General features: G+C 56.2%; 24 protein-coding genes and 1 tRNA gene. 13 read left to right on the forward strand and 12 right to left on the reverse strand.

The window, feature by feature from the left end; translation table 11 throughout:
- Positions 1 to 2: 2 nt before the first annotated feature.
- The 4 genes from ABJ205_RS03310 to ABJ205_RS03325 are packed head-to-tail and all read right to left on the reverse strand — an operon-like array spanning position 3 to position 3,985.
- The gene (locus ABJ205_RS03310) at positions 3 to 1,055 is read right to left on the reverse strand and encodes a potassium channel family protein (protein ID WP_348158336.1); all 1,053 of its coding nucleotides are present in this window, start codon (positions 1,053 to 1,055) and stop codon (positions 3 to 5) included.
- A gap of 3 nt (positions 1,056 to 1,058) precedes the next feature.
- A complete protein-coding gene (gene surE / locus ABJ205_RS03315) occupies positions 1,059 to 1,829 on the reverse strand; it encodes a 5'/3'-nucleotidase SurE (RefSeq protein WP_348158338.1) in 771 nt (256 codons plus the stop codon).
- A complete protein-coding gene (gene serS, locus ABJ205_RS03320) occupies positions 1,830 to 3,113 on the reverse strand; it encodes a serine--tRNA ligase (protein WP_348158341.1) in 1,284 nt (427 codons plus the stop codon).
- 44 nt (positions 3,114 to 3,157) lie between these two features.
- Entirely contained in the window at positions 3,158 to 3,985 is an 828-nt protein-coding gene (locus tag ABJ205_RS03325; protein ID WP_348158344.1) for a hypothetical protein, read from the reverse strand.
- 81 nt (positions 3,986 to 4,066) lie between these two features.
- On the opposite strand from ABJ205_RS03325, the gene ABJ205_RS03330 reads away from it, so the two are divergent.
- On the forward strand, positions 4,067 to 4,744 hold the full coding sequence (locus tag ABJ205_RS03330; RefSeq protein ID WP_348158347.1) for a Fe2+-dependent dioxygenase: 678 nt from the start codon (positions 4,067 to 4,069) through the stop codon (positions 4,742 to 4,744).
- 110 nt (positions 4,745 to 4,854) lie between these two features.
- Here ABJ205_RS03330 and sppA read toward each other — a convergent pair whose 3' ends face one another.
- Complete coding sequence (gene sppA / locus ABJ205_RS03335; protein ID WP_348158349.1) at positions 4,855 to 6,753, reverse strand: signal peptide peptidase SppA; 1,899 nt, start codon at positions 6,751 to 6,753, stop codon at positions 4,855 to 4,857.
- Positions 6,754 to 6,913: 160 nt separating this feature from the next.
- Here sppA and ABJ205_RS03340 point away from each other — a divergent pair, with 160 nt between their 5' ends.
- On the forward strand, positions 6,914 to 7,960 hold the full coding sequence (locus ABJ205_RS03340; RefSeq protein WP_348158352.1) for an aspartate carbamoyltransferase catalytic subunit: 1,047 nt from the start codon (positions 6,914 to 6,916) through the stop codon (positions 7,958 to 7,960).
- A complete protein-coding gene (locus ABJ205_RS03345; protein WP_348158353.1) occupies positions 7,957 to 9,192 on the forward strand; it encodes a dihydroorotase in 1,236 nt (411 codons plus the stop codon). The genes ABJ205_RS03340 and ABJ205_RS03345 overlap by 4 nt, the downstream gene beginning before the upstream one ends.
- 120 nt (positions 9,193 to 9,312) lie before the next feature.
- Here the strand turns inward: ABJ205_RS03345 and ABJ205_RS03350 are convergent, their stop codons facing one another.
- From ABJ205_RS03350 to ABJ205_RS03360, 3 genes are read right to left on the reverse strand one after another with little or no spacing between them, the layout of a single operon-like run.
- Positions 9,313 to 10,677 (reverse strand): tetratricopeptide repeat protein, encoded by a 1,365-nt coding sequence (locus ABJ205_RS03350; protein ID WP_348510001.1) that lies wholly within the window; start codon positions 10,675 to 10,677, stop codon positions 9,313 to 9,315.
- Between the two features lie 36 nt (positions 10,678 to 10,713).
- Positions 10,714 to 11,169 (reverse strand): hypothetical protein, encoded by a 456-nt coding sequence (locus ABJ205_RS03355; protein WP_348158359.1) that lies wholly within the window; start codon positions 11,167 to 11,169, stop codon positions 10,714 to 10,716.
- 5 nt (positions 11,170 to 11,174) lie between these two features.
- The gene (locus ABJ205_RS03360) at positions 11,175 to 11,897 is read right to left on the reverse strand and encodes a ParA family protein (protein WP_348158361.1); all 723 of its coding nucleotides are present in this window, start codon (positions 11,895 to 11,897) and stop codon (positions 11,175 to 11,177) included.
- Between the two features lie 317 nt (positions 11,898 to 12,214).
- Between ABJ205_RS03360 and ABJ205_RS03365 the strand changes: the two genes are divergently transcribed.
- From ABJ205_RS03365 to bfr, 5 genes are all read left to right on the forward strand, one after another.
- A complete protein-coding gene (locus ABJ205_RS03365; protein WP_348158364.1) occupies positions 12,215 to 13,300 on the forward strand; it encodes an SPOR domain-containing protein in 1,086 nt (361 codons plus the stop codon).
- A gap of 94 nt (positions 13,301 to 13,394) precedes the next feature.
- Complete coding sequence (locus ABJ205_RS03370; RefSeq protein WP_348158367.1) at positions 13,395 to 14,708, forward strand: DUF418 domain-containing protein; 1,314 nt, start codon at positions 13,395 to 13,397, stop codon at positions 14,706 to 14,708.
- The gene (locus tag ABJ205_RS03375) at positions 14,705 to 15,217 is read left to right on the forward strand and encodes a DUF5946 family protein (RefSeq protein WP_348158370.1); all 513 of its coding nucleotides are present in this window, start codon (positions 14,705 to 14,707) and stop codon (positions 15,215 to 15,217) included. Before ABJ205_RS03370 ends, ABJ205_RS03375 begins: the two co-directional genes overlap by 4 nt.
- A gap of 75 nt (positions 15,218 to 15,292) precedes the next feature.
- The gene (locus ABJ205_RS03380; RefSeq protein WP_348158372.1) at positions 15,293 to 15,508 is read left to right on the forward strand and encodes a ferredoxin; all 216 of its coding nucleotides are present in this window, start codon (positions 15,293 to 15,295) and stop codon (positions 15,506 to 15,508) included.
- A gap of 171 nt (positions 15,509 to 15,679) precedes the next feature.
- Positions 15,680 to 16,162 (forward strand): bacterioferritin, encoded by a 483-nt coding sequence (gene bfr / locus ABJ205_RS03385; RefSeq protein ID WP_348158375.1) that lies wholly within the window; start codon positions 15,680 to 15,682, stop codon positions 16,160 to 16,162.
- A 66-nt stretch (positions 16,163 to 16,228) separates the two neighbouring features.
- On the opposite strand, the gene ABJ205_RS03390 is transcribed toward bfr, so the two are convergent.
- Together ABJ205_RS03390 and der are read right to left on the reverse strand one after the other, a co-directional pair.
- Positions 16,229 to 16,711, reverse strand: a complete 483-nt coding sequence (locus ABJ205_RS03390) for a DUF2721 domain-containing protein (protein ID WP_348158378.1) — start codon at positions 16,709 to 16,711, stop codon at positions 16,229 to 16,231.
- Complete coding sequence (gene der / locus ABJ205_RS03395) at positions 16,708 to 18,147, reverse strand: ribosome biogenesis GTPase Der (RefSeq protein ID WP_348158381.1); 1,440 nt, start codon at positions 18,145 to 18,147, stop codon at positions 16,708 to 16,710. The genes ABJ205_RS03390 and der overlap by 4 nt, the downstream gene beginning before the upstream one ends.
- Positions 18,148 to 18,306: 159 nt before the next feature.
- On the opposite strand from der, the gene ABJ205_RS03400 reads away from it, so the two are divergent.
- The gene (locus ABJ205_RS03400; RefSeq protein ID WP_348158383.1) at positions 18,307 to 18,888 is read left to right on the forward strand and encodes a CHAP domain-containing protein; all 582 of its coding nucleotides are present in this window, start codon (positions 18,307 to 18,309) and stop codon (positions 18,886 to 18,888) included.
- Between the two features lie 9 nt (positions 18,889 to 18,897).
- Here ABJ205_RS03400 and ABJ205_RS03405 read toward each other — a convergent pair whose 3' ends face one another.
- The gene (locus tag ABJ205_RS03405) at positions 18,898 to 19,197 is read right to left on the reverse strand and encodes a DUF3297 family protein (RefSeq protein ID WP_348158386.1); all 300 of its coding nucleotides are present in this window, start codon (positions 19,195 to 19,197) and stop codon (positions 18,898 to 18,900) included.
- Positions 19,198 to 19,348: 151 nt separating this feature from the next.
- Between ABJ205_RS03405 and ABJ205_RS03410 the strand changes: the two genes are divergently transcribed.
- A tRNA-Leu gene (locus tag ABJ205_RS03410) sits at positions 19,349 to 19,433 on the forward strand.
- Positions 19,434 to 19,504: 71 nt separating this feature from the next.
- Complete coding sequence (gene tig, locus ABJ205_RS03415; RefSeq protein ID WP_348510002.1) at positions 19,505 to 21,097, forward strand: trigger factor; 1,593 nt, start codon at positions 19,505 to 19,507, stop codon at positions 21,095 to 21,097.
- A gap of 68 nt (positions 21,098 to 21,165) precedes the next feature.
- Here the strand turns inward: tig and ABJ205_RS03420 are convergent, their stop codons facing one another.
- The gene (locus ABJ205_RS03420) at positions 21,166 to 22,695 is read right to left on the reverse strand and encodes an amidase (RefSeq protein ID WP_348155221.1); all 1,530 of its coding nucleotides are present in this window, start codon (positions 22,693 to 22,695) and stop codon (positions 21,166 to 21,168) included.
- A 115-nt stretch (positions 22,696 to 22,810) separates the two neighbouring features.
- On the opposite strand from ABJ205_RS03420, the gene ABJ205_RS03425 reads away from it, so the two are divergent.
- Together ABJ205_RS03425 and clpX are read left to right on the forward strand one after the other, a co-directional pair.
- Positions 22,811 to 23,527 carry an ATP-dependent Clp protease proteolytic subunit gene (locus ABJ205_RS03425; RefSeq protein ID WP_348510003.1) on the forward strand — a complete coding sequence of 239 codons (717 nt, stop codon included), beginning with the start codon at positions 22,811 to 22,813 and terminating at the stop codon, positions 23,525 to 23,527.
- Between the two features lie 223 nt (positions 23,528 to 23,750).
- Positions 23,751 to 25,016: an ATP-dependent Clp protease ATP-binding subunit ClpX gene (gene clpX, locus ABJ205_RS03430; RefSeq protein WP_348156508.1), complete on the forward strand. Its 1,266-nt coding sequence runs from the start codon at positions 23,751 to 23,753 to the stop codon at positions 25,014 to 25,016.
- Positions 25,017 to 25,021: the final 5 nt, after the last annotated feature.

The raw sequence follows: 25,021 nt of genomic DNA on the forward strand, positions 1-25,021 counted from the left end.
GGTCAGCTGGCCTTATTGCCGTTTTCGGATGGCACAATTTCGACAATGACGTCTCCGGGTTGGAGGTTTTTGCATTCCTCCTCCCAAAAACCGATCGCGCGGCCATTGCGGTAAATGCGAAGGCCTCGGCCACCTGTGCTCAGTTCACTGATGGAGCTGCCGCATTCCGTGTCGGTGACGACGCGTTCAACCAATTGGACCCGGCCCGATACTGAGGCGAGATCGGCCAAATAATCGGCGATATGTGTTCCATTTGCCGAACCTGCGAGAAGAAGCCCGGTAAAGCGGACCGGGTTGATCACATTGGTCGCGCCCGCCTGACGTGCCAGCAGTTCGTTGTCATCGGCGCGCACTACGACGCTGATCGCGACATGAGGGGCAAGGTGGCGGACGGTAAGCACAATCAAGATAGAGGTGTCGTCGCGGCCTGCCGAAACAAGGACGGTTTGAGCCGTTTCGATCCGCACAGCTTTGAGAGTTTCATCTCGGGTTGCATCGGCGGCCATGACATTGACGCCTAGCTTCTCGGCTTCCTTAAGGCGGTCTTCGCTCGGGTCGACCACGACGATTTTGTCGGCATCCGTGCCGCGTTCGATCAGCTCCTCGACGCTCTGTGAACCAGAGACACCGTAACCCAAAACAACCACATGATCGGAGAGTTTTTCCTGAATGCGGGCCATGCGCCATTTCTCCCAGCTGTGCTTGATGAAAAAATTGTAGGTCGTGCCTACAAAAATAAACAGGACGAGGAAGCGGATTGGGGTGACGATCACCGCCTCTTTGAACCGCGCTGCCTCGGTTACCGGGGCAATATCGCCAAACCCGGTCGTCGTGATTGAGATCATGGTGAAGTAAACGACGTCGAGGAAACTGATATGCCCATCGGCATGATCGATCAATCCATTGCGGTCGAACCAATGGATCATCACGACAATCATGATGAGCCCCAAGGCGGCTCCAAGCCGCAGGGATACATCGGCCAAAACTGACAAACCCACCGCGCGGCGAAGGGGCCTCATCCGTTTTTGAGCTGGGTGGCGTCCCCCTTTGGCCATCGCTTACCCTTCGTACCCCTCGAACCTGCCAGCAAGATTGTCGATTGTGGGGTAATGCGTCAAGTCGAGTTGCAGCGGCGTCACCGTCACAAACCGATCATCAATCGCTTCCAAATCAGTGCCGTGGTCAAGCGTGTGTTCAATCGGATGAAGGCCAAACCAGAAATAACGAAGACCGCGCGGGTCAGTGCCTTCGACTACGCTGCCGCGCGAATAATCGTGAAAGCCTTGCCGGGTGATGCGTATCCCTTGGGCCCCGGTGGCCGGGAAATTCACATTAAGGAATGTGCGATTGCCAAAAGGTGCATCCAGCAATGGCTTGATAACTTTGGGGGCCCATTCATGCGCCTGCGTGAATTCTTCCGCCGTGCCGCGTGTCTCTGGCGAAATTACTTGGCTCAGCGCGATTGAGCGGATGCCCGCAAGCGCCCCTTCCATCGCCGCCGAAGCTGTGCCCGAATAGGTCACATCATCGCCAAGGTTTGCGCCCCGATTGACGCCTGAGAGGATGAGGTCTGGTTGCCTGTCCGGCCCCAGTACCTCGCGAAGGCCCATCGAAACGCTGTCCGTCGGCGTTCCCGTGACGGCAAAGCGGCGCTCAGAAAATTGTTGCAAGCGCACCGGGCGATTGAGCGTCAATGAGTGCCCAGCCCCCGATTGCTCCTCGGCAGGCGCGCAAATCCAAATGTCATCCGAAAACTGTGCGGCGATCTGCTCCAGCACTTTGAGCCCCGGCGCATGGATGCCGTCATCATTGGTAAGAAGGATACGCATCTAGGAGACAGGTTCCAGCTTGGTCACACCACCCATGTATGGTGCAAGCGCCTCTGGCACCGCAACGCTGCCATCGGCCTGCTGATAGTTTTCAATAATCGCGACAAGCGTTCGGCCCACGGCAAGGCCAGAGCCGTTCAATGTGTGCACGAATTCCTTGCGCTTTTTCTCGCCTGTTACTTTGTAGCGGGTGTTCATCCGGCGGGCTTGGAAATCCCCGGTGTTTGAACACGAAGAAATCTCGCGGTACGCGCCTTGACCAGGAAGCCAAACCTCAAGATCGTAGGTTTTGCGCGCACCAAAGCCCATATCGCCAGTGCACAGCAGCATTTTGCGATAGGGAAGGCCGAGCGCCTCGAGCACTTCTTCAGCCGCACGCGTCATGCGCTCATGCTCAGCCTCGCTGTTTTCGGGTTTGACGATGCTAACCAGTTCGCATTTTTCAAACTGGTGCTGACGGATGAACCCGCGCGTATCGCGCCCTGCAGAACCCGCTTCGGACCGGAAGCATTGGGTGAGCGCGGTGAGGCGGATTGGGAGGGCGCTTTCGTCAAGCATTTGATCCATGACGCTTGCCGTCAAAGAGACCTCGGATGTGGGGATGAGCCAGTGATCATCGGTGGTGCGAAAGCTGTCTTCGGCAAATTTGGGAAGCTTGTCTGTCCCGTACATCGCCTCGTCTTTGACGAGCACGGGCGGCATGCATTCAGTGTAGCCATGTGCGCGTGTTTGAAGGTCGATCATAAACTGACCAAGCGCGCGGTGCAGGCGGGCCATATCGCCGCGCAGGAAAGTGAAACGCGCACCCGACAAGAGTGTGCCAGTTTCAAAATCCATGCCCAGTGAAGGGGCGAAATCAGCATGTTCTTTGGGTTCGAAATCAAAGCTGGGCTTCTCACCCCAAACTGAAATCTCAACATTGCCTTCTTCGTCATCGCCTTGAGGCACATCATAGAACGGCAAGTTAGGGATGCGCGCAAGTCGGTCTTGCAGTTTCGCGCCCAATTTCCGCTCGTTTTCCTCAAGCGCCGGCATGGTCTGTTTAAGCTCAGCGACTTCCGCCTTTAGCGCCTCAGCCTTCTCCTTGTCGCCTTGACCCATCGCCATGCCGATGGCTTTGGACGCCTCGTTGCGGCGCGACTGCGCTTCTTGGAGCTTTGTGGTGAGCGCCCTGCGCTCTTCGTCAAGGGAAAGGATCTGCGCGGACACAGGATCGGCCCCGCGACGGGCGAGATTAGCGTCAAACCCTTCGGGGTCGTCTCGGATCAAGCGAATATCATGCATAGGTCCCGCCTATGCCCTTATCGCTTTGCGAATGAAAGAGCCGATCAGCTCGCGGCGAGCAGAACGCCTGCCGATGCACCAGAAAGCGCGCCCTGATTGGCATCAAGGTTCTCTGGCCGAAGAGCATCAGGATACGCCTGCGCCAAAAGGCCAAGCGCGGCCTCTATTTTCTCTGCCAAGTCGGGATTGTCGCTCTTGATTGCATCTGCTGACCGTTCAAAAGTCGCCTGCGCCGCTTTGTAGAAGCCATAGCCATCAAGATAGAGCCCATATTGGGTTGTCTCACTCGCCTGAGCGTACATGGAAACGGCTCGTTCGATCTGGTCTGCAACGACGCCGCCAGCAATAGCGCCAGAGTTTGCCTCGCTCACGGGTGCCCTTTCTTCCGCAGTGCGAAGCGCAGCGATGATACCGTCAGTTTGGCCCGCAATTTCGTCGGAGCCCGCGCCATTCAGCGCTGCTTGAGATGCCGTTGTGAAAAGGTCTGAAAAGTCTTCGACGCCTTGCGCTTCGAAAACGGGCTGCATTTCAAACAGGACTTCGGAAACAGGGTGTGCGAACATTTCGGCGCCCGCCTCGGTCTGGCCCGCAGCATAGGCATCGCGCGCGGCGATCACATGGGCCTCTGCCACGGCAAGCGCAGAGCCATAGATAACCGGGTCATTTCCAGCAGCTGCGATATCGACGCCGCCTTCACCGCCCTCTCCGCCTTCGCCGCCCTCTCCTTCGCCGCCTTCACCCGCTTCACCTGCGGTGTCCACGGCGGCGCTTTCACCGCTTTCGCCCGCTTCCCCGGAGCAGCCTGCAAGCGTCAGGCCAGCCAACGCCGTTGCAACACCGAGGTTCGTCCAAGTTTTCAGTTCGACTTTCATTTTCTGGGCTCCAAATCTAATCTGTTGACCAAAGCCATAGGCGATGCATGCCTTTTTGCAAATGATTATCAAGAGAGATTTATGATCCTTAGCATTGCCGCGATTGATGACGCTGAAAAACTCTCGGAAATTCGCGCTGGGATTGGCGAATTGGCATGGCAGGATGGGCGCGTTACCGCTGGAAAGACGGCGGCGCGGGTCAAAGAGAATGAACAAGCGGTTATGGGAAATGCGGCAGGGCGCGCGATGAACAAAATGCTTCTACCGCTTATCGTCGATAACCCGGTCGTGAAGGCCGCAGTTCGGCCCCGGCGTACCTCTGGCTTGCTTATCAGCAAGACGCAAAATGGCGGTCATTACGGCGCGCATGTTGATAATGCCCTGATGGGCAAAGGCGATGCGCAGATCCGAACCGATATCTCATTCACGCTTTTTCTTAGTGATCCGAAAGAATACGATGGCGGTGAATTGGTTGTGCAAACCGCGGGTATGACGCAGACGATCAAGGAGGAGCCGGGAACTCTCGTTCTTTATCCTTCGACAAGCGCACATGAAGTCACGCCTGTCACCAGCGGAACCCGCGTTGTCGCCATAGGATGGATTGAAAGCCAGATCCGCGACTTGGCTCAGCGTGAACTGTTGTTCGACTTGCAAAACACGCGGGGCTCACTCGCGGCAAAACTGCCTATCGATGCGCAAGAGCTTTTGATGATCGACAAATCGATCGCCAACCTATTGCGGATGTGGGCCGGGATGTAGCGCTTGGCGAACTCATGCATGAGTTCGCAGTTCGCCCCGCAAAAGGCGTCAGAAAGATTGGACGAGATCGCAGATCATCGACCTGCGATCCCACCTTTCAACGTTACTGCCTATTCGCCGAGCAATGAGCCGATGAGCTTTGTCAGGGCGGGACTTTCACGCCCATTCAATGGACGGGCATCAGTAGGGCATTCAAGGCAATAGGCCTGTATCCCTTGGGTGCCGCCAAGCATCTTTGCATCGCTCACCATCTGACCCAGCAGCATCTCGCGCTGGCGTGCGGTCATTGCGAAGAGGTCACTGCCGCGTGATGTGACGCCGGGTGCAACCGCATTGGTTGCAAGCTGCCGGATGATGGAATCATAATTGCCAGGCGCATTGCCAAGGAACATTGCGCTCCAATCGTCTTCCTCAAGGCCCGCTTCGCCTGCGATCCATTGCAATGCATCTTCGAGTCCGCCGAATTGATCGACCAAGCCAAGCTGCCGCGCCGTACCGCCGTCCCACACGCGCCCTTGCGCGATCTGGTCGACTTGGTCCGTCGTCATTCCGCGCGCTTCTCCAACAATGGTGAGGAAGTCGGTGTAGGTGTCTTCGACACTGGCTTGAAGGATGGCGTCGAGTTCCGGCGAGAAACCGTCGATCAAATCAGGTTGGCCAGACAATGGCGTGGTGCGAAATCCGCCTGCGCTCACGCCGATTTCCTCAGCCGTGCCTTCAAAGGTTGGGATGACTGCGAAAACACCGATCGATCCAGTAATCGTCTCTGGCTGCGCAAAAATGCGGTCCGCTTTGGTCGCGACCCAATACCCGCCGCTTGCCGCGACATTGGCAAAGGATACGGCAACGGGCACGTCTTTGTCGGCGCGGTAGCGTTCGACCGCTTGGCGAATGTCTTCAGAAGCCATAGCTGACCCACCAGGAGAATCGACGCGAACCACAAGGCCTTTGATGTCATCATCGCTGAGCGCCTTGTCCAACAATTCGACAATGCGCGCACCGCCTGCTGTGCCGGGACCTGCGTCTCCATCAACAATAACACCCGCAACAGTCACAACCGCGATCTTGTTGCTGGATGATCCCGTTCCCGGACCAACATCGGCGAGATAGGGCGCAAGATCGCTTTTGGCATAGGTGCCGGGCTTTTCGTCAAATGCATCTTCGCCCGCGATCTCTCCGACATGTTTGCCAAACTCGACGCGTGTTCCGATCGTATCGACGAGGCCAGCATCAAGAGCGGCTTTAGCCAAATCGCCCGAGGACGCTTCAACCCACGCGACAGGATCGGTGGTGACCCGTTCGAGATCAAGTGAGGGACGCGCCTTTTTAACGTTGGCCTGCCATTCTTCCCAAAGCGAACCGTAAAGGGCCGCAAGGTTTTCGAGGCTGGCATCCGATGGGCCATCCAACAGATAGGGTTCAACAGCGGACTTAAACGTGCCCACGCGGTAAACCCGAACATTCACTTTCAATTTTTCGAGGAGGTCTGCGTAATACAAACGCGCGCCGCCCGGACCCACAATCGTTGCGCCGCCCATCGGATCGACCCAAACCTCGCTTGCGTGGGAGGCGAGGTGCATATGGTCATCGCCATATCCAAGCGCGTAAGTGAGCACCGGCTTTTCCGCTTTGCGGACACGGTCCATTGCGTCGGCTATAGATTGCATATGCACCTGACCGCCTCCGATAAAGGCGCTCATATCCATAACGACCGCTTTCACACGGTCATCGCTTGACGCTGCGTCCAATGCGCGAACAAGATCGCGGGCGCGCAGTTCAACCGGCGGTTCAGCGCCGCTGAGCAATGTTTGGAGAGGATCGACTTCGCTTTTCTCTTCCACGACATAGCCGGTCATGTCGATGAAGAGCGCCCCTTCACGCACCTGACCAGGGTTAGGTGAGGCGGAAAGAACGCTGAACAGTGCGATAAAGAAAAGCAGCATGAACATAAGGACCAAGCCGTCTTTGATCCCAACGATGATTTTCCATGCCTTACCCAAAAAGCTCATTGCAATTCCCTGTATCTTGCTTGCGGACTACCTTCGTTAAACGAGGTTTGAACGATCCATGCAGTCCCTTGGCGCATAACCGCACATTCGTAAACTTCTAGAGCTAAAGGCGTATCATGGGTTGAGCGCCCGACATGGTTCGACTAAGGGCTTGGCTTTAATGAACCAGACACCGCAATCCAGCGCGAGCACACGTCCAGGTGACGTATTGGGCTCGGGACGCTTTCCCGAAGGCCGACTCGCTTTTCCCCATCGCGATCTCACCGGCATCAGCCAGCTTGAACGGCACGAGATATTGTATCTGCTCGCGTCGGCTGAAGAGTGGGTGGAGCTCAATCGGGGGCGCAACAAACGGGCCGAGCTTTTAAGCGGGCTCACCATAATCAATGCGTTTTTTGAAAATTCGACCCGAACGCTCCTCAGTTTTGAAATTGCGGGCAAGAGGCTTGGCGCGGATGTAGTCAACATGCACGCTGCGCAGTCGAGCGTAAAGAAGGGCGAAACGCTGATTGATACAGCGATCACCCTTAACGCGATGCGCGCCGATGCGATTGTCATTCGCCACGGGTCAAGCGGTGCGACGCAGTTGATCGCGGACAAGGTCGACTGTCCAGTTTTGAACGCGGGCGATGGACAACACGAACACCCGACACAGGCGCTTCTCGATGCGCTCGCACTTCGGCAGGCGCTGACTGCGCGGGGCGAGGCAAGCGAGGATTTCACAGGTCGCACGATCCTGATTTGCGGGGATATCCTGCACAGCCGCGTCGCTCGTTCCAACATCCTGTGTCTGCAGGCGATGGGCGCGAAAGTCCGCCTGTGTTCCCCCCCTGCGCTTATGCCGCAAGGGGTGGAAATGATGGGAGCGGAAGCCTTCTACGATTTTGACACCGCCCTTAAGGGAAGCGACGTTGTCATGATGTTGCGTCTGCAATCAGAACGTATGTCTGGCCAGTTCATTCCTTCGGCGCGCGAATACCATCACCTTTATGGCCTTACTAAAGAGCGGCTTGAACGAGCTGCGCCGGGCGCGCTTGTTATGCATCCCGGGCCCATGAATAGAGGCGTCGAGATCGATAGCGACGTGGCCGATATGCTCGACCGATCTATCATCACAAGTCAGGTGGAAATGGGCGTCGCTATACGTATGGCGTGCCTTGATATTCTGACCCGGGCAGGACGCGGTGCCCAAGGGTGGGACGCATGAAGCAAGCTCAGCCACTTACACTGACCCACGGGAAAATCGTCACACCCGGTGGCATCATCGAAGGTTCGGTTCGCTGTATTGATGGGGTGATGGAGGCGATTGGTAGCGATGTTGCGCCAAAAGACGGCGACCGCATCATCTCAGCCAAAGGCAGGATTATCGCGCCGGGCATCGTTGATTTTGGCGTATTTGCCATCGATAAACCTGCTTTTCATTTCGGCGGCATCACGCGCGCAGCTTTGATGCCCGATCAATCTCCGCCTCTCGATTATCCAAGCCGCGTTAATTACATTGCAAAAAGCGGGAAACCTGACCTTTGGGTCCATCCATTAGCGGCAGCAACGCGGGGTCTTGAAGGCGCACAGCTGGCCGAAATTGGCCTCATGCGCGAAGCGGGCGCAAGGGGCGTTGCAACGGGCCGTAAATGGATCGCCGATAGCGGAGTGATGCTCCGTTTGCTCCAATACGCAGCAATGCTTGATTTGGTGGTTGTGACCCATGCCGAAGATGCAGCCCTTGTCGGAGACGCTGCGGCGACCGCGGGCGAATATGCAACGCGCCTTGGTCTGCCAAGCGCTCCTGCAGAGGCAGAGATTTTGGCGGTTGCTCGCGATATCGCGCTCGCAGAGCTAAGCGGCGCACGGCTTCATTTTCGGCAAGTGACGACCGCTGCCGGATTTGATCTGGTGCGCGCGGCAAAAGGGCGGGGTGTGCGCGTGACCTGCGGGATAACGCCTGCGCATTTTATGTTGTCAGACCTTGCGACGGCTGATTTTCGAACATTCACAAAAGTCTCACCTCCCTTGCGAAGCGAGACCGACAGGCAAGCCGCTCTTGCGGCGATCGCAGATGGTACGGTCGATGTGATCTCAAGCGGGCATGATCCGCGCGGGGCAGAGGATAAGCGTCTACCGTTTTCCGATGCAGAACCCGGAGTGGCGGGCGCAGAAACCCTGCTCGCGCTGGTTTTGGGCTTGGCGCGGGATGACGTGATCGATCTCGAGACGGTGTTCGAACTGCTTGGAGCCAATCCAGCAGCGCTTCTCGGTGTGCCCGCTGGCGTGCTTGCGACCGGTTTGGAAGCTGACCTGGCGATTATCGATCCCGATGCGCCGTGGGTTATTGATCGGCGAAAAATGACGGCAACAGGCGACAACACGCCATTCGACATGCACGGCGTTCAAGGGCGGGTTAAAGCACTCATAAAAGGCGGCGTTGTAGTCGAAAGCTAGTCAATTGAAGGCGGGTTTAGCCGCACTGTTGGTGGCCGAAGAAAAACCCCCAGAGCCGAAGCTCTGAGGGTTTTTTCGCTGAAGCTTGTAAAACGCTAATGCGGGGGAAATGCTTGACCGTTAGCGGGCTGCAACGCGAACATCGCGTTTGACAGCGCCGGCAGGCGGGCTCGACTTTGCATATGCAAAGCAGCCGCCGCCCGATGCTTTAACCGAACCACACATTGAACGTGCAGAGCGTGCGCCAAAGCCAGCCGCCGCAACTCGGAAGTACGTGCGGCCGTTCACTTGGGCTTCGGTGATGATTGCGTCGTGCCCTTTGAGCGCGGGATAACGGCGTTGAAATTCGCCCCACTTTTGTTGAGCAACCTGACGACTGTCGAAAGATCCCAGCTGGATACGGTGCGTATCGGCTGAACCCGTTGCAGGCGAGCTGGCGCGGCGCGGAGCGGCACTTGCACGGGTATTGGCCGGACGCGCTGCCACTGTTGGTGTTGGAGCGGGTACAGGAAGGTTTTGGACCACTGCGTTTGATACAAAGCGCGGAGCAGCAGGCGCTGCTGGACGAGGCTTTGCGGCAACAGGCGCGGCCACGGGCGCGGCCACGGGCGGTGCAATCGCTAATGCTGGTGCGGCCGGTGCTGGAACCGCTATTGGAGCGGGTTTAGGCTCTGCCTCTGCAAATTGCTCAGCCTCTTCAACCATCTCTTGCTGAGTTGGGAAGTTGGCAAGCGCGAGGTGCTGTGGCTGGCCGCCATCATTGACAGGGTTCAGGCCAAGAAGATTAGAGATACGCAGCATGTGATCTTCTGGACGGGAACTTGCTGCCCAATCGGACAAACGTGCGTCGAGTTGATCTGGCGGCACGTCTTCAGAAGCCATCACGCGGGCCGCACGCCAATTGCCAGCAAGGGCATAAGCATAGGCAAGGTTTTGACGAACCTTTGGCGATGTGTCGCCTTCGCGAATTGTATTGACAAGCACCTTAACACCGCGGTCCGCTTCACCTGCGAGCGCAAGCGCCAGACCAAGGTCGGCACGCGGAATGCTGTTTTGACGAGCCTGAAGCTCGCGAACGGCGTCGCGGTTGTTGCCGTTGGCGGCTTGCGTAAGCGCATAGCTTAGCGCCGTGCGACCACGGTTGTCGCCCAATTCAATCGCTTCGCCAAATGCGGTTGCAGCTGATGCGTAGCGGCCTGCCTCAAGATAGGCCGTGCCAAGAGTTGCGCGGTATTCAGGGTCGCGAGGGGAAGCAAGCACAGCAGCCTCAGCATATGAGATTGCCTTGTCGACTTTGCCGTCTTCCAGAGCGCTTTGAGCTTTGTCGAAAGAAACCTGAGCGGGCGGAGCGGACGAGGTACACCCTGCAAGCGCTAGGCTCGCAATGGCTGTTCCCAAAATAAGGCCAGCTTTCGGGCCGCTTGTACGGGCGGATGATGCACCTAGGTAACTGCGAGCCATTTCTGTTTCCCCTAATTTAATCATGTTCGTTCCCGGCTTATTGAGGCCAAGGGTTAATATTCAGTTGCGTTTCATGCGGCTGGCGAGTGCGTCGAGATCTTCAATCTCTCCGAACATTGTATCGATCGCCTCTGTTACGAGCGCCTGTGCGCTTATGCCGTGCATGGTTGCCGCAAGGCGCAGTTTGAGGTGTCGGTCTGCATCAAGGCGCAGTGTGAACGCTGCCCGGCGAGTCGGCTTTTCGGCTTTCTTAGCGGCAGGCCTGGATTTCTTCGCTGGGGCTTTTTTCTTCGCCTTCTTGGCTGGCCGCTTTGGCGCCGGAGCGTCTTCGCTGCCTTCGCCCATGTCGTTCCAGCCAAGGTCTTCTAGTTTTTCATCGTCGACCACAGCCATATCAGGCAATGGAGCAAGTTGCGGACGCATCGCAGGCTTTGCACCGCCCTTACGAGCGAGCAATGTTGGACCTAGCGAGGCAAACCCCGCATCGGAAGCGTCTTCGGGAAGGGCGCGGCCCATCTCAGTTACTGCGCCACTCGGCGGCCAAAGCCACCACCAGGGCGCTGCACGCCATTGCTTTGCGCTTGATGACCGGCACTTGGCGATGCGAAAACGGTCCGGCGGAAGTTCTTTTCCAAACGGTCCGAAATGTATTTCCACAATGCGGTAATTTCTGCTGAGCTGCGGCCATCCGGTTCCACTTCCATCACGGTGCGGCCATCAATCATTGAGGCGGCAAAGTCTGTGCGGTGGTGGAGGGTGATTGGAGCAACGGTGCCGTGCTGTGACAAGGCGACTGCGGCTTCTGAAGTGATTTTGGCCTTAGGCGTTGCAGCGTTCACAACGAAGACCAACGGTTTGCCTGCGCGTTCGCACAGGTCAACAGTTGCGCCAACTGCGCGCAAGTCATGCGGGCTTGGGCGCGTCGGCACCACGATCAGCTCGGCTACCGAAATGACCGATTGAATGGCCATTGTGATGGCTGGTGGTGTGTCGATGACAGCAAGCTTGAAACCTTGCTGACGCAGAACAGCCAGATCGTTTGCAAGACGCGAAACGGTTGTCTGCGCAAAGGCAGGATATTCTGCTTCACGTTCATTCCACCAATCGGCGAGCGAACCTTGCGGGTCGATGTCGATAAGTACGACCGGGCCAGCGCCAGCGCGCTGCGCTTGAACGGCCAGATGTCCGGAAAGGGTCGTCTTACCCGATCCGCCTTTCTGCGATGCCAGTGCTAGTACACGCAAAACCGGTCCCCCTAAAATGTGACCATAAGAGATGCCGCCCAATTGCGGCTCTTGGATTACGTGGATCGCAGACTACCCCTAATTTAGAGTTAACAGCCGCTCTTCTTCCATCACGCATTTGACTGATCAGATCCCGAATTGGAGCATTGGCCGCGTCCCATATTCGCAGCTGAGGGGTACGGGATTTCGTAAGCACCGCGCTCTCACCAGAACTTCGTGAACGGAATGATAACCATTATGGCGCTAGGAAAAGCGCAATTAGCGCAGCGCGCATGCGCACAAATGCAATGCGCAAGAAGATGAGGAGCCCAAACGCTATGGCACAAGGCACTGACTTTAAACCGAGCTTTCTTCGTTTCGTAATGGGGATGGGCACCATGACGGCGGCGTTTATGGCTGCACCAGTTTTGGCGGACGTTAAACAGGGCGTCGATGCGTGGAGCGCGGGCAATTATACGTCAGCTGTTCAGCAATGGCAGACGCCCGCAAGCAATGGTGACGCAGATGCGCTATTTAATTTGGCGCAGGCTTACAGGCTTGGCCGGGGGGTTCCGGCTGACATTAACCGGGCGCGCGAACTTTATGCGGAAGCTGCGCAAAAAGGTCATGTGAAAGCGGCCGACAATTATGGTCTTCTGCTCTTCCAACAAGGCGAGCAGGCGAACGCTATGCCTCTGATTAAGGATGCTGCAGAACGCGGTGATCCGCGCGCACAATATGTGCTGGGCCTCGCTCACTTTAACGCAGACTATGCGCAGAAAGACTGGGTGCGTGCCTATGCTCTTTTGACGCTTTCTAACGGAGCTGACCTGCCTCAAGCAGCTAATGCGCTTAAGCAAATGGATAAATATGTACCGCTGGCCGAGCGTCAGCAGGCGCAAGCGCTCGCGCGCGAACTGGAATACAAAGCTGCCCAGCGTCGAAGCGCTGAACTTGCCGCGCTTGATCTAGGATCATCCGGAAGAGCAACGTCCGTGCGCACAAACCCGGCTTCGGCTTCGTCCGCGACTTCCGCGCAGCCACGTCCCGCGTTTGTAGAGCGTGCACCGCGAGGAAATGCTGTGCAAGCCGCACAAATTTCGGCGCCGGCTCCAGCGGTGTCGGCACCTGCACCTCAACCCGTGCGTGTGGCCCAACCGGCCGTGCCTGCGCCAACTCCTTCTGCAACACGCAGCGGGAATTGGCGGGTGCAGCTCGGTGCTTTTGGCGTTGCAAGCAATGCAGACCGCTTGTGGTCCAGATTGCAGTTCAATCCAGCGCTTTCTGGCACGAGCAAAGCGCTTGTCCCCGGCGGTAATGTTACGCGGCTTCAAGCAATTGGTTTTTACAGCCGCGCCGAAGCACAGCGCGCTTGCGACAGCTTGAAGCTTGAAGGCCAAGGCTGTCTCGTCAAGAAACCATAATACAAGAGACGATCTCACCCCACTTGCCCCAGGCCACTATCTTTAGGAGAAGGCGCTGCTAAAGTTCCCAGCGTATGGGTTCAGGGGATCGTACATGACGGCATCGAACAGCACTGATCAGGGCAGCGACAGTCCTGACTTGGGGGCAGCTGAATCAGCGCCGCAAGTGGTTTCAACCGGTCCGGTCGCCGCAAAGAACCGTATCGAGACCCTGGATTTCATTCGCGGCATTGCCGTTTTGGGTATTTTGGCCGCCAATATCGTTGCTTTTGGCCAACCCTTTAGCGCGTATGCGTATCCGGGCGCGTGGATCGGGACGTCAGGCGATCCGGACGGGTGGCTGTGGATTGCCCAATTCGTGGCAGTCGACGGCAAGATGCGCGGGCTCTTCACATTGTTGTTTGGCGCAGGGATGTATTTGTTCATGGAGCGTGCGTGGGCGCGCGGCGATACGGCCAAACTCCAAGCATGGCGCCTATGTGTGCTGTTTATGTTTGGTTTTGCGCACTTCCTCTTCATTTGGATAGGCGACATCTTGGCTATGTATGCGATCATCGGTCTGATCGCGCTCACCTGTATTGGTTGGAACGCCAAAACACAGATCATCGTCGGCCTTATTGGCTATGGCTTTGGGGCGATGGTCTATTCCTTATTCTCCTTCCCTTATTATGTGATCCATACATCCCTTGGTGACGCTGAAGGGATGGAACGAACGAAAGAGGGACTATCATCGGCCTTCCACGAAGCGATGGCCGATGACAAGCTTGCAACGGCGTTCAAAAAATCGGGAGACTACCTTGGGTTGATCCAGCACCGATTTAACGAAGACTGGTATTCCCCGATCACAATTTCGTTCATCTTTTTCCTCGAGACTCTGCCGCTTATGCTCTTGGGGATGGGGCTTTATCGGCTTGGCTTCTTCAGCGGTGGGTTCAATCGCCGCAAATTGGCACTTTGGGGAGGTGTTAGCGTCACTCTTGGTGGGATAGTGAGCCTTGGCCTTGCTTTTGTGGTCAAAGATACCGGGTTCGAATATTGGGCAAGCAATGCCGCCCTTATGGGGTGGAGCCCATTACCGCGCCTTTCAATGGTGCTTGGCCTTGCGGCCCTAATGGTCGCTTTCTCTCCTAGTTGGACGGGTTGGCTCGCGGCACGTGTTCGCGCGGCTGGCCGGGCTGCTTTCACTAACTACCTCGGCACTTCGGTGGTGATGCTGTTTGTTTTTCACGGTTGGGCGTTTGGGTTGTTCGGAGAGCTAACCCGGCCGCAGCTTTATCTGGTCACACTGCTTATGTGCGGCCTGATGTTGGCATGGTCAAAACCGTGGCTTGACCGGTTCCGTTATGGCCCGCTTGAGTGGCTGTGGCGCTGCCTGACTTATCGCCGGATGTTCCCTCTAAGAAAATGAGCGAAACCTGCTTTGCTTGCGGCGGTCAGTTCGCGCCAATCAGCGGTGGGTCGACCCACGCCTATATGCTCTCAAGCCTCGGTTGCTGGGCGGCTTATGGCGAGCTATTGGCGCGCGAATATGCGGATCCGGCATTGTTTGCAGCCGCGCACCGATTAACGGTGGACGCCTTTGCCATCCAGCATCCCGGTGATCCTAAAGAGCGACGCGCGGTGCAATCGTATTGGATACACGGGGCGAGCCTGTGGCTGGTGCTGCGCGAAGGGCAATCGCATCGACAAGCGACGCAGGCCCTCAAGACATTGGCCGGCGGTGATTACCCAGATCGCCCATTGGAGCCTTCTCCCTTTGCGATGACTCACGCCGATTTGCTGGCCGCTCCGGTTGAACAGCATGCGCAGCTGGCGCGCGATTGGGCCTACGAATCACTTGAAGGGTGGCGCGGCGCGCATGACGAATTTGCGCGTCTGGCGGGCGTCGCACTTGGGGAAAAGCACCGCACTAGCTGAGAATTGGCTTGCTATTGAGATTAATTCGCATATCTAAGTTTTGCAAACGCCTCGCAGGAGAGATTCGGGAAGCTTATGTACACTTGCATCTGCAATGCCATTCGCGAAACAGACTTACGTGCAGCTGCCGTGAAGTCTAAAGGCTGTGCCGAAACGGTCTATGCGACGCTCGGCAAGAAACCGAATTGCGGGCAGTGCCTTGAGAAAGCTCAGAAAACTATCGAAGAAGAGCGCGCGTTGATCGCCTCGCTCGATCCTCGCCGCAAGCTCTGCGAAGAAGTCGCATTATAAGACTTTGACTCGCAATTGAGAACGGGTCGCAAGCTTCTGATTTAAAACGAAAAAATATCCCAACCCCTTGCGTAGGTGCAGCGGTTGCTTCTATATATGTGCTCAACGAAGACCAGCATTGAACTGGTTTAAACGCATTTGACCCCGCACACTAATAGAGGACTTCTACCCATGAAGGGCGATCCGAAAGTCATCGAATTTCTGAATAAGGCTCTCACAAACGAGCTGACCGCGATCAATCAATATTGGCTGCACTACCGCGTGCTTGACGATTGGGGCGTGGCCAAGCTTGCCGCGTATGAGCGTAAAGAATCCATCGAAGAGATGGAGCATGCCGACAAGCTGGCTGAGCGTGTGCTGTTCTTAAACGGTCTTCCCAACTTTCAAGCGATTCACAATCTTCGTGTTGGTGAGACGGTTCTGGAGATTCTCAAGGCCGACATGGCTTTGGAAGAAGATGCCATCCCGCTGCTTCGCGATGCAGTCGAATATTGTGAAAGCGTGCGCGACTATGTCAGCCGCGACCTGTTCGCCATGATCCTCGATAATGAGGAAGAGCATGTGGACTTCCTCGAGACCCAATTCGATATGATCGAGCGCATGGGCCTTGAAAACTACGTCCAACTCAACAGCAAGGCTGCTGGCGACGAGTGATCTTGCACACTGACTTTTGAATAAAAGGGCGGGGCAGCGATGCTCCGCCTTTCTTGTTTTTGAGCTTTAATGCTCGCGCGGGCTATCGGCTGCCATCAAGGCTTCGCGGAGGAAATAGGCAAGCGCCGTTATCAGAAGGCCGATTGTGACCACCCAAAGCAAGGTCACAATCAGAGGAATGTTCGCGTCCACAAATGCTGAAATGAAAAGCAATGCGATCACCAAACTTATAACCGCCGCCGCAGCGGTCGAAAACTTGATTGCTATACGAACAAGGCGGCGTCTTTGGGAAAGCCAATCGACTTCCACTTCAAACGGTAGCCTGCTGAGATTGTCCGGGTTGGGCGACGTGGAATTGATGCAAAGCCGCTCTATCCGCCCGGCCAGCCAAACCAGCCGCGCCATCATGACATTCATCAAGCTGCCAATACCAACGAGCAGAAATGCCGGAGCAAGGCTAAGCTCGACTGCCTCTCGAACCCGAGAGGTGGAAGTTGCGTGTTCCAAGACCTCGCTGGCCACGCCGCTTGCCAAGATTTCTATTATCACGACTTCTTATTTCCGCTTGAATAATTGCCGCCGCCGCCGCGGTTAGCGTTGTATGGGTTCTTAGGCGACTTAAGCGTAACACGTACTGGCACGGCCTCAAACCCAAGCTTGGACCGGATGCCATTGACCAAATAGCGCTCATAACTCGTGGGTAGATCATCAAGGCGCGAGCCAAAGACAACAAAGCGAGGCGGACGCGTGCCTGCCTGTGTGATGTAGCGCAGCTTGATACGCCTGCCTCCGGGGGCAGGTGGCGGGTTCGCCGCCAGAGCATCGTCGAACCAGCGGTTAAGCGCAGCCGTCGGTACACGCTTTGACCAGCTTTCCCGCAGAGTGAACGCTGCGCCCAGCATAGTGTCGAGCCCTTTGCCGGTCTTGGCGCTGACCGAAAACACCGGAAGCCCGCGCACCTGCGCCAGCCCATCGTGAAGCGCAGCCTTGATCCCGTTGAACAGAGATGAGGCGTTTTCCGCGACATCCCATTTGTTGATCGCGATCATAAGTGCGCGGCCCTCTTCAAGAGCGAGGGCTGCAATTTTAAGGTCCTGGTGTTCAAGGCCCTGCGTCGCGTCGAGCAAAAGCACTACGACCTCAGCAAAGTCCACCGCGCGTCTTGCGTCAGCGACGGAGAGCTTCTCCAGTTTTTCGGTCACATTGCGTTTCTTGCGCATACCGGCGGTATCGATCAGGCGAATTTCGCGGGTTTCACCAGCGCGTTTATCCTCCCACTCCCAATCAATCGCAATCGAATCGCGTGTGATCCCTGCCTCAGGTCCAGTGAGGAGGCGGTCTTCACCTAAAAGCCGGTTGATAAGAGTGGATTTTCCAGCATTAGGACGGCCCACAATCGCAAGCTTAAGCGGGCCAAGAGGGGCGTCTTCGTCCTCTTCTAAAGGCGCGTTGGCAGCGGCCTCTGCTGCGTCGGCCTGCTCCCCAATGATCGGCCAAAGCCCTCCGAAAAGGTCGGCAATCCCCTCACCGTGCTCTGCTGAAACCGCCACCGGTTCACCAAAACCAAGCGAATAGCTTTCCAAAACGCCGCTCTCGCCTGATGAGCCTTCCGCCTTATTAGCAACCAGCACAATCGGCACGTCATGTTCGCGCAGGTAACGTGCGATCTCGCTGTCTAGTGGGGTTATCCCCGCGCGCGCATCAACGACAAACATGGCCGCGTCCGCGCCCTCAAGGCTTGCCTCGGTCTGTTTACGCATCCGTCCGGGCAAGGTGAGTTCATTCTCATCCTCCCACCCGGCGGTATCAACCACAGTAAACTGAAGTCCTGCAATCTCAGCATCGCCCAAACGGCGGTCGCGGGTGACACCCGGCTGATCATCGACCAGCGCAAGTTTCTTGCCCACCAGCCGGTTGAACAGCGTGCTCTTGCCCACATTGGGCCGTCCAATAATGATAACGGTGGGTTTTTCGGGCGTATTCATAATGCCATTGCCTGCTTTTCTAGGCGCCCCGTGGCGGTTTGGAGGCGGCTTGGCAAGCATAAGGGTGCATCGCTGCTTACGAAAGGCCAACAGCCTAAACGCCAAATTAACCCTTATCCAAAGGTCCATATCAAGATTACCGCGTCATTAGGGGTAATTATGAAATGCCACGTTAAGCCCCTATTTGCTGCCAGTCTCGCGCTGGGAAGTGCGTCGGCCGCCTTGGCTCCAATGCCGGCGACCGCACAAAGCTCAGCCTATTTGCAGTGCGTGCCCTATGCGCGCGAACTTTCCGGAATCCAGATCTATGGCGACGCCCGCACTTGGTGGGGCCAGGCCGCCGGGAAATATGCGCGCGGGACACGTCCACAAAAAGGCGCGGTGATGGTCTTTAAGCCGCATCGCAATATGCGCCTTGGCCATGTCGCTTACGTCAGCGAAGTGATCGATTCGCGAACCGTGCGTCTGACCCATGCCAATTGGTCAGAGATCAACGGACGGCGTGGCCAAAAAGAGCGCAATGTGCCCGCGATTGACGTTTCGCCTAACAATGATTGGAGCGCAGTGCGGGTTTGGTACCATTCAAGCCAGGCGCCAGGCGGCACGCATTGGCCCTTACACGGCTTTATATACGCCGACGGTCGTCCCCAAATGCAACCAGCGACCCCTCGCGTTCGCGGTCCAGTGCGCGCGCAGTCGAGCCGCGAATTTGAAAACGCGTTCGCGAAATTTAGCCGCTAAGAATGCGGTTTAGCTCTTTTTTGCGACCGGTGGGTTCTCGCCCAGATCTTCAAACCAAGCTTCAACGGGACCGTTAAGCTTGATGGTAAGCGGTTGACCTTTGCGGTCGGTTGTCTTGCCGGCTTGCACCCGAACCCAGCCTTCGGAGATCGAATATTCTTCGATGTCCGTGCGCACACGGCCCTTGAACTTGATGCCTACACCGCGCCCAAGCACTTCGGCATCGAACGCTGAATTGCGCGGATTGACCGAAAGGTGGTCGGGCGGAACGTCGCCAGAATTCGTGGCTGGATTTGTTTCTTCGCTCATACAACGCGCCCTTAGTCGTGAAGCTTGCACGAAACAAGCATGCTTGCGTGTAGCCTTTGGCGCTTGCCCTTTTTCGAAGAGCGATATAGAGGGCCCGTCTGACGCGCGCGGGGAACCTTCTAAGGTTTGCCGCGCGGCTTCGTCTGGGCATGCGGGCGTGGCGAAATTGGTAGACGCGCCAGATTTAGGTTCTGGTATCGCAAGATGTGGGGGTTCGAGTCCCTTCGCCCGCACCACCTTCGCCCTTCTGTGGATGTCCTTTCGGACCACGAAATTCTTGCTCGCAAAGGCTAAAAGTAACATTCTCATGGCTATCAAGCAGACCACCAATGAAGGCCTCAAACGCGCCTATCTGATCACCATTACGGCCGCAGAAATTGCGTCCAAGATCGAAGCTGAGATCAAGAAGATCGCACCTCAGGTCAAAATGCCGGGCTTCCGTCCGGGCAAGGTTCCCGCGAATCTCGTAAAAAAGATGCACGGCGAACAGATCCACGGCCAGACTGTAAACGACATGATTCGCGAATCGGTCGATGGTATGCTCGCCAAAGAAGAGCTGCGTCCTGCAATGCAGCCAGCGGTTTCACTTAGCGAAGGCTATGAAGAAGGCAAGGATGCTGAAATCACGGTTGAGCTTGAAGTGCTCCCAGTGGTCGAGGCGCCTAGCACTGACGATCTGAAGCTTGAAAAGCTGACCGTTCCGGTAAGCGACGAAGCGCTTGAAGAAGCGATTGCGAACATCGCTGGCTCTAACAAGAGCTATAAAGATGCAGCCAAGTCCAAGAAGGCAGCCGACGGCAACCAGCTGATCATCGACTTTGTTGGTAAGCTTGACGGCGAAGAGTTCGAAGGCGGCAAAGCCGAAGATGCTGCGCTGGTTATCGGTTCAGGCGCTTTCATTCCTGGCTTTGAAGAGCAGTTGGTCGGAGCGAAGACCGGTGATGAGAAAACCATCAACGTCACCTTCCCTGAAGATTATCAAGCCGAAAACCTTGCCGGTAAAGAAGCGACTTTCGACATCACTGTTAAGGCTGTGAAGGTCGAAACCGAGACCAAGATCGACGACGAGTTCGCTAAGAACCTCGGTCTCGACAGTCTCGACAAGCTGAAAGAGATCATGTCGGGTCAGCTTGAACAGCAGACCGCAGGGCTCACCCGCACGCAAATGAAGCGTCAGCTTCTCGATCAACTTGCTGCTGGGCACGATTTCGAAGTTCCAAGCCAAATGGTCGAAGCTGAGTTTGAGCAAATCTGGGCTCAATTGCAGCAGGAAGCGGCCAAAGAAGACAATCCAGAAGCAGCGATCAAAGAGATCGAAGCTGAAAAGGAAGATTATAAGACCATTGCTGAACGCCGTGTGCGTTTGGGTCTGCTCCTTTCTGAAATCGGTCAGGCGAACAACGTCGAAGTCACGCAGCAAGAAATGCAAATGCTGATCCAGCAAGCAGCGCAGCAATATCGCGAAGAAGATCGCGAGCGCTTTATGCAATACATTCAGCAAGAGCCAATGGCCGCTGCGCAGCTTCGTGCACCGCTTTACGAAGACAAAGTCGTCGACTTCCTCTTCGACAAAGCTGACGTGACGACACGCGAAGTGACCGTTGAGGAACTTCAGGCCGCGATCGAAGCGGACGAAGAAGACGAAGCGGAAAAAGCCAAGTCTGCTCCGAAGAAGAAGGCTCCTGCCAAGAAGGCCGCAGCTAAGAAAGCACCGGCGAAGAAGGCTGCTGCTAAGGACGCTGATGAGAAACCAGCGGCTAAGAAAGCCCCTGCGAAAAAGGCTCCGGCGAAGAAGGCTGCTGCCAAGGCGGCTGAGAAAAAGCCTGCGGCGAAAAAGGCACCTGCCAAGAAGCCAGCGGCTAAGAAAGCACCGGCGAAGAAGCCAGCCGCTAAGAAGTAATCTTAGCAAGGCTTAGGCCCAAGACATTCAAAGCCCCGCTGGGATCGACCTGGCGGGGCTTTTTGATTCTATCCCTCAGGTGACCAAGGCTTGAAGCTTGGTTCTGGCAGCTTAGCGCTGCGAGCGCGCTCATAAGCCGCGCCTACTTTGAGTATTTCGTGATCGGCCCATTTCGCGCCAAAGAAGCTGATGCCCACAGGCAGGCGTTCTACTGCGCCCATAGGCACGGTGAGATGCGGATAGCCTGCAATCGCCGCTGGTGAGCCAAAGCCGATGGAGCCATTGAACTGATCGCCCAGCGCGAGATCGCTCATCCAAGCGGGACCGCGCGTTGGAGCCACGAGGAATGCGACATCATGCTTAGCAAGCAGCATGTCGAGCGTTTCTTCGCCTGCGATCCGCACTGCCGCCTCGCGTGCTTTTTCATAAGCCTCGCGGTCGGTTGTTTCATTGGCAAGCTCGAACAGGCTTTGATCAAACCACCGCATTTCTGAGTCAGCATTTTCATTGTTGAACGCGATCAAATCGCTAAGGGAGCGCGGGGCGACATCCGTGTCGGTCTCGCCGGGGCCGCCGCCAATCGCTGGAATGTCATCCAGATATTTGTTCATCCCCTCGCGCAGCTCATACATGAGAACGGCAAAGCTGTTCCCAAACATCTCTGTGTTCACTTCGTGCTCGATATCCACGAGGATTGCGCCGGCTGCCTCAAGATCTGCGAGCGCGGTTCCAAAAACCTCGGCCACTTTGGCATTGTCGCCGATCTGACCGCGCATCACCCCGATACGAACCCCTTGGAGTGAGAACTCGCTGAGCCCTGCTGTGTAATCGCTTACGCGGACTGCATCCAATGTGGCGCTATCGGCGGCATCTTCGCCTGCAATCGCGGTGAGCAATAAGGCGGCGTCAAAAACCGTCTTGGTCATTGGCCCAGCGGTGTCTTGTGTCGAGGAAATCGGAACGACATGGGTGCGGCTTACGATCCCAACGCTGGGTTTAAACCCGACCACGCCGTTGATTGAGGCAGGGCACGTGATCGAACCATTGGTCTCGGTTCCGATTGCCCCCCATGCAAGTCCGGCCGCAACCGCTGACCCGCTGCCCGAGGATGAACCGCAAGAGTTGCGGTCAATCGCGTGCGGATTGCGGGTCAGCCCGCCCACTGCGCTCCACCCGCTGGTGGAATTGTTGCTGCGGACATTGGCCCATTCCGACAAGTTCGCCTTGCCCAGAACCACGCCGCCTGCCGCGCGCATATTGGCAATCAAAGGGGCATCGCGCCGCGTGAAATTGTGTTTTAGAGCAAGGCTTCCGGCGGTGGTGGGAAATTCTTCTGTTTCGATATTATCCTTCACCAACACGGTGCGCCCACGCAAAATGCCCACATCGGACATCTCCCGCGCTTTAAACCCGGCGGTGAAAGAATAGGTAATGACCGCATTAAGGCCGTTCTCGCCGTCATTATATTGTTTTATTCGTTCAACCTGTTCACCAACCGCGGCGACCGCGTCATATTCGGCTGGTTTCTCCTCGGCGCTAGAAAGGGTAGTCCCGAACGCAAGCGGCAACGCAACAAGCGAAATAATTGGTTTTTTCATGAGGGTCTGCCTCGCACTTTTCGAGCTTTTGCCCAAGAGCAAAGTTAACGCCCTTGAACATTGCAAACATCCGCCCGACATAGGACGTCAATGTTTTGGATGAGGAAATAACTCGATGATCGATCTGTTCGGCAATTCTGGCGAAACCTTCGGCACCCAAGGTCAGTTTGGGCACGATCCCGTAACGGGCGCATTGGTCCCTACTGTGGTTGAGCAATCGAGCCGCGGGGAGCGCGCTTTTGACATCTTCTCGCGCCTTTTGCGTGAACGAATTGTGTTTGTGACGGGACAGGTCGAAGACAATATGGCCTCGCTTATCGTCGCGCAGCTGCTGTTCCTTGAGAGCGAAAACCCATCAAAGCCGATCAGCATGTACATTAACTCGCCCGGCGGCGTTGTGACCGCTGGCATGGCGATCCATGACACGATGCAATACATCAAACCGCGCGTTTCGACCGTGTGTATCGGTCAGGCCGCCTCCATGGGATCGTTCCTGCTCGCAGCGGGTGAGCCCGGTATGCGCGTCGCGCTTCCGAACGCGCGGATCATGGTGCACCAACCTTCGGGCGGTGCACGCGGCATGGCCTCGGACATCGAAATTCAAGCCCGCGAAATCTTGCGCATTCGCACACGTTTGAACGACCTTTATGTGAAGTACACCGGTCAAAGCCTCGACGATATCGAAGCGGCAATGGACCGCGACACCTTCCTTGAGGCAGCAGAGGCGAAGAAGTTTGGCCTTGTTGACAAAGTCTTTGAAACGCGCCCGGTGGCCGGTGATGAAGCCGGTGAAGGCTCTGACGAGAAGGGTTCAGGCGGCGCGCCTGAATAATGGGTAAGATTAAGACGGTTCTTTGGCCCATTGCGGGACGCCCCGTTATGGCACAGGGGACCGCTCTACTTAATCCCATGTGCACTATTTACGCCTATTTATAGGCATTGCGGTTCAAAAATACTGGCCTCATGTGTTGATTCATATGAACAGCTAGATACACTCACCGAATCTGCGCGGCCTCTTTTTTGGAGAATCTGTGTGGGCTCGAGGAATTTTAGGAATGACCAAATTGAGCGGATCTGACAGCAAAAGCACTCTATATTGCAGCTTCTGTGGGAAGTCGCAGCACGAGGTGCGCAAGCTTATCGCTGGCCCTACGGTGTTCATTTGCGATGAATGCGTTGAACTTTGCAACGACATCATCCGCGAGGAAACCAAAGCTGGTATTGCGGGCAAGAAAGAGGGCGAGGTACCTACCCCGTCTGAAATTTTTGGTACGCTCAATGACTATGTGATCGGCCAAGCGAGCGCCAAGCGCAACCTATCGGTCGCGGTTCATAACCACTACAAGCGTCTCAAGCACTCTGGCAAAGCGGGCGAAGTAGAGCTTGCGAAGTCGAATATCCTGCTCGTTGGTCCAACCGGCACGGGTAAGACGCTGCTTGCTCAAACGCTTGCGCGCACCTTTGATGTGCCATTCACGATGGCCGATGCCACCACATTGACCGAAGCGGGCTATGTGGGTGAGGACGTTGAGAACATCATCCTCAAATTGCTTCAGTCGTCCGACTATAATGTCGAAAAAGCCCAGCACGGTATCGTTTACATCGACGAAATCGACAAAATCACTCGTAAGGCTGAAAACCCTTCGATCACGCGCGACGTGTCGGGTGAGGGTGTTCAGCAGGCTTTGCTGAAGCTGATGGAAGGCACCACTGCTAGCGTGCCACCACAAGGCGGGCGTAAGCACCCACAGCAGGAATTCCTGCAAGTGGACACGACTAATATCCTATTCATCTGCGGCGGCGCATTTGCGGGTCTGGATAAGATTATCGCTGATCGCCTCCAGAAACGCTCCATCGGTTTTGGCGCGCATGTCGCCGATCCTGAAAAGCGCAAGATCGGCGAATTGCTTGAACAGAGCGAACCGGAAGATCTGCTGAAATTCGGCCTGATCCCGGAATTCGTAGGCCGTTTGCCGGTTATCGCGACTTTGCATGACCTTGATATCGACGCACTTGTGACGATTCTGAATGAGCCAAAGAACGCTCTGGTGAAGCAGTATAAGAAACTCTTCGAACTCGAAGATGTGGAGCTGACCTTCACCGAAGAGGCATTGAAAGCCATCGCGCAGCGCGCGATTAAGCGTAAGACCGGTGCACGCGGCCTTCGGTCCATCGTAGAGGGCATCTTGCTCGACACGATGTTCGACCTGCCCGATATGGAAGGCGTTACAGAGATTGTTATCGACGAAGACGTCGTTGGCGGCAAAAAGGACCCAATCCGCGTCCATGGCGGCGAAGAGGCTAAGGAAGAGGCGGCGTAACGCTC

Source organism: Erythrobacter sp., assembly GCF_039988855.1.
Classification (GTDB): domain Bacteria; phylum Pseudomonadota; class Alphaproteobacteria; order Sphingomonadales; family Sphingomonadaceae; genus Erythrobacter.

What these genes read in the sequence shown, in the direction of transcription:
- ABJ205_RS03310 (WP_348158336.1), bottom strand. Translation starts at nt 1,055, where the DNA reads ATGGCCAAAGGGGGACGCCACCCAGCTCAAAAACGGATGAGGCCCCTT.
- surE (WP_348158338.1), bottom strand. Translation starts at nt 1,829, where the DNA reads ATGCGTATCCTTCTTACCAATGATGACGGCATCCATGCGCCGGGGCTC.
- serS (WP_348158341.1), bottom strand. Translation starts at nt 3,113, where the DNA reads ATGCATGATATTCGCTTGATCCGAGACGACCCCGAAGGGTTTGACGCT.
- ABJ205_RS03325 (WP_348158344.1), bottom strand. Translation starts at nt 3,985, where the DNA reads ATGAAAGTCGAACTGAAAACTTGGACGAACCTCGGTGTTGCAACGGCG.
- ABJ205_RS03330 (WP_348158347.1), top strand. Translation starts at nt 4,067, where the DNA reads ATGATCCTTAGCATTGCCGCGATTGATGACGCTGAAAAACTCTCGGAA.
- sppA (WP_348158349.1), bottom strand. Translation starts at nt 6,753, where the DNA reads ATGAGCTTTTTGGGTAAGGCATGGAAAATCATCGTTGGGATCAAAGAC.
- ABJ205_RS03340 (WP_348158352.1), top strand. Translation starts at nt 6,914, where the DNA reads ATGAACCAGACACCGCAATCCAGCGCGAGCACACGTCCAGGTGACGTA.
- ABJ205_RS03345 (WP_348158353.1), top strand. Translation starts at nt 7,957, where the DNA reads ATGAAGCAAGCTCAGCCACTTACACTGACCCACGGGAAAATCGTCACA.
- ABJ205_RS03350 (WP_348510001.1), bottom strand. Translation starts at nt 10,677, where the DNA reads ATGATTAAATTAGGGGAAACAGAAATGGCTCGCAGTTACCTAGGTGCA.
- ABJ205_RS03355 (WP_348158359.1), bottom strand. Translation starts at nt 11,169, where the DNA reads ATGGGCCGCGCCCTTCCCGAAGACGCTTCCGATGCGGGGTTTGCCTCG.
- ABJ205_RS03365 (WP_348158364.1), top strand. Translation starts at nt 12,215, where the DNA reads ATGGCACAAGGCACTGACTTTAAACCGAGCTTTCTTCGTTTCGTAATG.
- ABJ205_RS03370 (WP_348158367.1), top strand. Translation starts at nt 13,395, where the DNA reads ATGACGGCATCGAACAGCACTGATCAGGGCAGCGACAGTCCTGACTTG.
- ABJ205_RS03375 (WP_348158370.1), top strand. Translation starts at nt 14,705, where the DNA reads ATGAGCGAAACCTGCTTTGCTTGCGGCGGTCAGTTCGCGCCAATCAGC.
- ABJ205_RS03380 (WP_348158372.1), top strand. Translation starts at nt 15,293, where the DNA reads ATGTACACTTGCATCTGCAATGCCATTCGCGAAACAGACTTACGTGCA.
- bfr (WP_348158375.1), top strand. Translation starts at nt 15,680, where the DNA reads ATGAAGGGCGATCCGAAAGTCATCGAATTTCTGAATAAGGCTCTCACA.
- der (WP_348158381.1), bottom strand. Translation starts at nt 18,147, where the DNA reads ATGAATACGCCCGAAAAACCCACCGTTATCATTATTGGACGGCCCAAT.
- ABJ205_RS03400 (WP_348158383.1), top strand. Translation starts at nt 18,307, where the DNA reads ATGAAATGCCACGTTAAGCCCCTATTTGCTGCCAGTCTCGCGCTGGGA.
- ABJ205_RS03405 (WP_348158386.1), bottom strand. Translation starts at nt 19,197, where the DNA reads ATGAGCGAAGAAACAAATCCAGCCACGAATTCTGGCGACGTTCCGCCC.
- tig (WP_348510002.1), top strand. Translation starts at nt 19,505, where the DNA reads ATGGCTATCAAGCAGACCACCAATGAAGGCCTCAAACGCGCCTATCTG.
- ABJ205_RS03420 (WP_348155221.1), bottom strand. Translation starts at nt 22,695, where the DNA reads ATGAAAAAACCAATTATTTCGCTTGTTGCGTTGCCGCTTGCGTTCGGG.
- ABJ205_RS03425 (WP_348510003.1), top strand. Translation starts at nt 22,811, where the DNA reads ATGATCGATCTGTTCGGCAATTCTGGCGAAACCTTCGGCACCCAAGGT.
- clpX (WP_348156508.1), top strand. Translation starts at nt 23,751, where the DNA reads ATGACCAAATTGAGCGGATCTGACAGCAAAAGCACTCTATATTGCAGC.